This is a genomic window from Streptomyces sp. PU-14G (assembly GCF_041028275.1).
Taxonomy (GTDB): domain Bacteria; phylum Actinomycetota; class Actinomycetes; order Streptomycetales; family Streptomycetaceae; genus Streptomyces.
This window is the reverse complement of the sequence record NZ_JASKYT010000447.1, coordinates 1-5039: the sequence shown is the minus strand read 5'-3', so window position 1 is coordinate 5039 and position 5039 is coordinate 1. Positions and strand designations below refer to the sequence as shown.

Annotated in this window: 3 protein-coding genes and 2 pseudogenes; 1 reads left to right on the top strand and 4 read right to left on the bottom strand. The window is 73.7% G+C overall.

Features of this window, described 5'->3' with window-relative positions; all coding sequences use genetic code 11:
- Positions 1-151, bottom strand: a pseudogene (locus AB8Z75_RS31150) (acyl-CoA thioesterase); the annotation flags it as partial.
- Between the two features lie 203 nt (positions 152-354).
- Positions 355-519, bottom strand: a pseudogene (locus tag AB8Z75_RS31145) (restriction endonuclease); the annotation flags it as partial.
- A gap of 172 nt (positions 520-691) precedes the next feature.
- Between AB8Z75_RS31145 and AB8Z75_RS31140 the strand changes: the two are divergent.
- Positions 692-2260, top strand: a complete 1569-nt coding sequence (locus AB8Z75_RS31140) for a hypothetical protein (RefSeq protein ID WP_369207881.1) — start codon at positions 692-694, stop codon at positions 2258-2260.
- Positions 2261-2295: 35 nt separating this feature from the next.
- Here the strand turns inward: AB8Z75_RS31140 and AB8Z75_RS31135 are convergent, their stop codons facing one another.
- Positions 2296-3936 carry an amidohydrolase family protein gene (locus AB8Z75_RS31135; RefSeq protein ID WP_369207879.1) on the bottom strand — a complete coding sequence of 547 codons (1641 nt, stop codon included), beginning with the start codon at positions 3934-3936 and terminating at the stop codon, positions 2296-2298.
- Positions 3937-4319: 383 nt separating this feature from the next.
- Positions 4320-4985 carry a peptide-methionine (S)-S-oxide reductase MsrA gene (gene msrA / locus AB8Z75_RS31130; RefSeq protein WP_369207882.1) on the bottom strand — a complete coding sequence of 222 codons (666 nt, stop codon included), beginning with the start codon at positions 4983-4985 and terminating at the stop codon, positions 4320-4322.
- Positions 4986-5039: the final 54 nt, after the last annotated feature.

Below are 5039 nucleotides of genomic sequence, written 5' to 3'. Positions count from 1 at the left end.
CCGTCTGCTCCAGCACCACCGGCCCCACGCCCCGGGCCACCATGGCGGCCTGCTCGACACCGGCTGCTTTCAGCGCCGACCAGCGTGCGTGCTCGCCGTACTGGAGGTACACGGCCTGGTTCACGTGCTCCTGGGTGTCGGTCTCGTAGCCGTGCCACCGGTCACGCTATCCGGCGGCCCGGTGGCACCGCGCCGGGATTCCGGCCCGTCGGCGGACCGCGCCGCGCCCGGGACCCCTGCGGGGCGTGCGGGACACCCGCGGGCATCTGGGACATCCGCGGGCGTGCGGGACGACGGCACGCGTCCGGGACATCCGCGGGCATGCGGGATGTCGGCGGCATCGATCAGGGGCGGTCAGCCGCGGAAGACCTGGGCCGTGTGCCAGGCGGCGTGCCGCTCCGCGACCGGAGGGGTGTCGTCGGCGGGAGGGGTCAGCGGGCGGTCGGCGAGGTCGAGAACCTGGAGGCGCGCAGCCGTGCCGGTGCCCGCGAAGTGGCGGGAGACGGTGATGCGCAGGCCGTCAGAACGGCAAGCTGACCTACTGCGGCGGCTGGGTCAAGGGCGTCGTCCGAGAGGCGCGTTGAGTCGGGGTCGTTCGCGTCTGCGACCGTAGAGTCCCGCTGTGTGGCCCGGCGCGCGGCAGGCGCCGGCCTCCACGGGGTTTCCGGCTCCCGGCGCCAAGATGCCGCGTATGTCATCTTCTGCACGGAGTGCGGAGCGGCCCGCACGGGCGACCGGATACCCCGCACCGGCCGCAGGGCGCGCGAAGCGGACCGCCGAGCCGCACCGGTGGTGGCGGGACGAACGCTGGTGGCTCGCCGGGGTGTGCGGGGCCTTCGGGCTGCTCTCGCTCACCGTCGTCCACCCCGGACTGCCGCTCGGCTGGGACGAACTCGTCTACGCGAGCCGCTTCGCGCCCTACGGGCCCGAAACACCCTTCAGCGCCCCCCGCACCCGCGGCGTTCCCGTGCTCCTCGCACCCGTCGCGGCCTTCAGCGACTCGGTGGCGCTGCTGCGCTGTTACCTGACGCTGGCCGCTTCCCTCTCCCTCTTCCTCGGCTACCTGCCCTGGCTGGGCGCCTTCTCCCGGCGCGGGACGGTGCCGCTCGCCGCCGCGCTCTACGGCAGCGTGTGGTTCGCGCTCTTCTACGCGGGCGCGGCGATGCCCAACCACTACGTGGCCATGGGCCTGGTGGCCGCCGTCGGCTGTTTCGTCCGCAGCCCCGGCACGGGACGGAGCCGCGCGGGCACGGCGGTCGCGCTCGCCCTCGCCGCGCTGATGCGGCCCAACGACGCGGTGTGGCCCGCGCTCGTGCTGCTCGCCGCCGCGCTGGGCGCCCGTCGGCTGCCCCGCCGCACCCGGACGCGGGCCGCGCTCGCGGCCAGTTGCGGCCTCGCGGCCGGGCTGCTGCCCTGGGCCGTGGAGGCCTCGCTGCGCTTCGGCGGTGTGCTGGAACGGGTGCGCGCCGCGAGTGAGATCCAGGGCGGAATGAGCCCGCGTCTGACCCTCGACACCGTCAGGGCACATGCCGCCGCGCTGGACGGGCCCCTGCTGTGCCGCCCGTGCGACGGGGCGACCATCGAGTGGTCGAACGCCGGATGGTGGCTGCTGATCCCCCCACTGGTGGGGCTCGGCCTCCGCGCGGCACGCGAGCAGCGGCGCACGGCGTCGGCTCTGCTCGCGCTGACGGCCGCCACCGCCGTCGCCGTCCCGTACCTCTTCCTCATGGAGTACGCCGCGCCCCGCTTCCTGCTGCCCGCCTACGCGCTGCTGGCCCCCGTCGCCGCGCTCGGCGCCCTGGAGAGCGCACGGTGGGCCCGCGGGCGCGGAGCACGGCGCGCACGGGTGCTCGTCCCGCTGGTCGGTGGCGCTCTCGCCGCCGCCCACCTCGCCCTCCAGCTCCAGCAGTTGGGTATCCACTCCGGGATCCAGGCGGCGGCCCGCCACGACTGGCAGCGCATCGAAGCGGTGCTGCGCGCCCACGGCGTACGCCCTCCCTGCGTACTCGGCGGCAACAGCTCCACCATTCCGGTGGCCCACACCGCCGGCTGCCACCCCGCCCAGGCGGGCACACCCCACGCCCTCGTGCTGCGGGGTGTGCCGCTGCCCGCCTGGGCCGCGGCAGCCGGCTGGCGCCTCCACCCGGTGCCCCACACCTACAACCCGGGCTGGCGCGTCGCCGTACCGCCCCGCGCCGCCGATTCCTCCGGCCCCGGCGGTTCCTCCGCAGCCGCGCAGCCGCGGAAGCGGGGCGGTTGAGCCGGCGGGGAGGGGGGCGCGGCCTCCCCGCCGGCTCAGGTGGCGCGCTCCAGGTGGCTGGCGGCGAGCTCCGCCTGGTGGACGACCTCGGCCTCGTCCACGCCCACGAGCGCGCCGCGGGTCTTGCGCAGGCGGCCGTCGACGTAGATGTCGGTGACGTTGGGCGGCTGGCCGTTGAGCACGAGTTGGCTGGTCCAGTCGGTACGGGGGGCGAAGTTGAGGGTGCCGGGGTCGAGGACCAGCACGTCGGCGCGTTTACCGGGGGTGAGGGAGCCGACCTGGTCGTCCATGCCGACGGCCTCCGCGCCGCCGAGGGTGGCCATGCGCAGGACGGCGGGGAGCGTCGGGTACACCTCGGCGTCCTCGTGCACGGCCCGCTGGAGGCCGACGGCGGTCTTCATCAGGGCGAACATGTCGGACGTGTCGTTGGTGCCGCCGTCGTGGCCGAGCCCCGCGGTGACGCCGTGGCGGTGCAGTCGTGGCAGGGGCATGACACCCGAAGCGAGCCGCATGTTGCTGAGCGGGCAGTGCGCTACCCGCACCCCCCGGTCCCCGGTGAGGGCGATCTCCTCGCGCGTCAGATGGATCGCGTGGTTCATCAGCAACGCGGGTCCGAAAGCGCCGACCTCACGAAGCGCCCGCACCTGCCCCGCCTCGCGGTCGCTCCTGTGCTCCAGCACATGCGAGTTGACCATCAGCCCCAGGTCGCGGGCCACTTTCCAGGACGCCCGCAGCTCCCTTACGCCTTCCATGCCCGCGTGCACGGACACCTGCGCGGAGGCGAGCGGCAGCGGATCCAGCAGCTCCCTCTTCACCTTCCGCACCGCGCCCTCGTCGCCGGGCGCCGTCGCCATCGCGTACACGAACCGCAGCCCGGCGTCGTCGAGCGCCCGCACGTAACTCTCGCTCGTCGCGTACGGGATGGCGTGCACCCAGTCGACGACGGTCGTCACGCCGGTGCGTAGCGCGTCGAGCGCCGCGAGGTGGACGAAGCGGTACATGTCGGCCGCGCCGATCTTCGGCAGCGTCGGGCGGTTGCACGACGCGAGCCACCCGACCAGGTCCTGATCGGAGCAGCCACCGCGGATGCTGGACTGCCACAGGTGGTTGTGGACGTCCACGAACCCCGGCATCAGCAGCTTGCCCGTCACGTCCCGTACGCGAGTCCCGGCGGGTGCCCGCAGCCGCCGCCCCACCGCCGTGATCTTCCCGTCACGCAGCAGCACGTCCCCGTGCTCGACGGAGCCCAGTTCCCCGGACCCCTGCCGGCGGTCCATGGTCAGCACGAGCGAGGCGTTCTGGAGGAGGGTGGTGCGGCGCGCTCCCTCCTCCCCGGCGGCTCTCCCGGCGGTGGCGGGTCGGCCGGAGGGCACGGAGGCGGAGGCCGCCCCCGCCGCCAGCGGCACACTCCCCATGCCGGCGAGCACGCTGCGACGACTGAGCCTGCTCGCCCTCCGGCCGGTGCTCGCCCTCCGGCCGGTGTTCGCCCTCCCGCCGGTATCCGCGCTCCGGTCGGTGTTCGCCCTCCGGCCGGTATTCGCGTTCCGGTCGGTGTTCGCCGTCTGGCCGGCCTTCGCGTTCTGGCCGGTGTTCGCCCTCCCGTCGGCGTTCGCGGTCCCGTTGGTGTTCGCTGCCTCGTCGGTGTGCGCGCCCGGTTCGGTGTTCCGATCAGTCATTGCGGTGTTGTATCGCCGCCGGGTGCCGCTCGGGCAGACGCGAACCGGTCCGCCATACGGAAGCGGATTTCCGTCATACGCCTACATGGCGCCGCCCTCTCCGGCCCCATCGGCGCGGCAGGTTTGCCCCATGCTCTTTGCCGCGTAGCGAACAGCGAAGGCCCGTGCGCATGTTCGAGACGCTTCGGGTCGTGTACGGGAGTGAACAGGTGCCGACGGCAGGGGTGCTCTCCAAGTGTCGCGTTCCGTTGGCCGAAAAGGGTTCTCCGGGATGCGAAAGACTCGTCGCTTGCCTCCTGACTGCGGGGGCGCGACGACGTACGCCCCCGCTCGGATGACGAGCGGGGGCGGTCCGCACGGGGCCGACGGCCCGCGAGGGGCGCTCAGCCCTCCGACGAGGCCAGCCCCACCGGGCAGCTCACACCCGTGCCGCCGATCCCGCAGTAACCCGCCGGGTTCTTGTCGAGGTACTGCTGGTGGTAGCCCTCGGCCGGGTAGAAGGGGCGGTCCTCGGCCGAAAGGATCTCCGTGGTGATCTCCCCGTGGCCGGAGCCGGTGAGGACGCGCTGGTAGGCGGCCCTGGACGCCTCGGCCGCGCTCGCCTGGCCGGCGGAGTGGGTGTAGACCGCCGAGCGGTACTGGGTGCCCGTGTCGTTGCCCTGACGGAAACCCTGGGTCGGGTCGTGCGCCTCCCAGAAGCGCTTGAGGAGTGTGGCGTAGGAGACCTTCGCCGGGTCGAAGACGACGCGGACGACCTCGGCGTGTCCCGTGAGGCCCGAGCAGACCTCCTCGTACGTGGGGTGCGGGGTGGACCCGCCCTGGTAGCCGACGAGGGTCGTCCAGACGCCCTCCGTCGTCCAGAAGACCCGCTCGGCACCCCAGAAGCAGCCCATGCCGAAGTCGGCCACCTCCAGGCCCTCCGGATACGGGCCCTGCAACGCCGTGCCCAGCACGGTGTGGCGCTCGGGCACGGCGAACTCCGGCTCCGGACGGCCCTGCAGGGCCTCCTCGGGTGTGGGGACGCGGTTTTTGAACCTGCCGAACAGCATGTCGTTCTCCAGACGGACGTCGGAGGGGTGTGGGGGAGTCGGAGGGCCGGGTCC

Coding starts and splice junctions, on each gene's coding strand:
- AB8Z75_RS31140 (WP_369207881.1), top strand. CDS start 692: ATGTCATCTTCTGCACGGAGTGCGGAGCGGCCCGCACGGGCGACCGGA.
- AB8Z75_RS31135 (WP_369207879.1), bottom strand. CDS start 3,936: ATGACTGATCGGAACACCGAACCGGGCGCGCACACCGACGAGGCAGCG.
- msrA (WP_369207882.1), bottom strand. CDS start 4,985: ATGCTGTTCGGCAGGTTCAAAAACCGCGTCCCCACACCCGAGGAGGCC.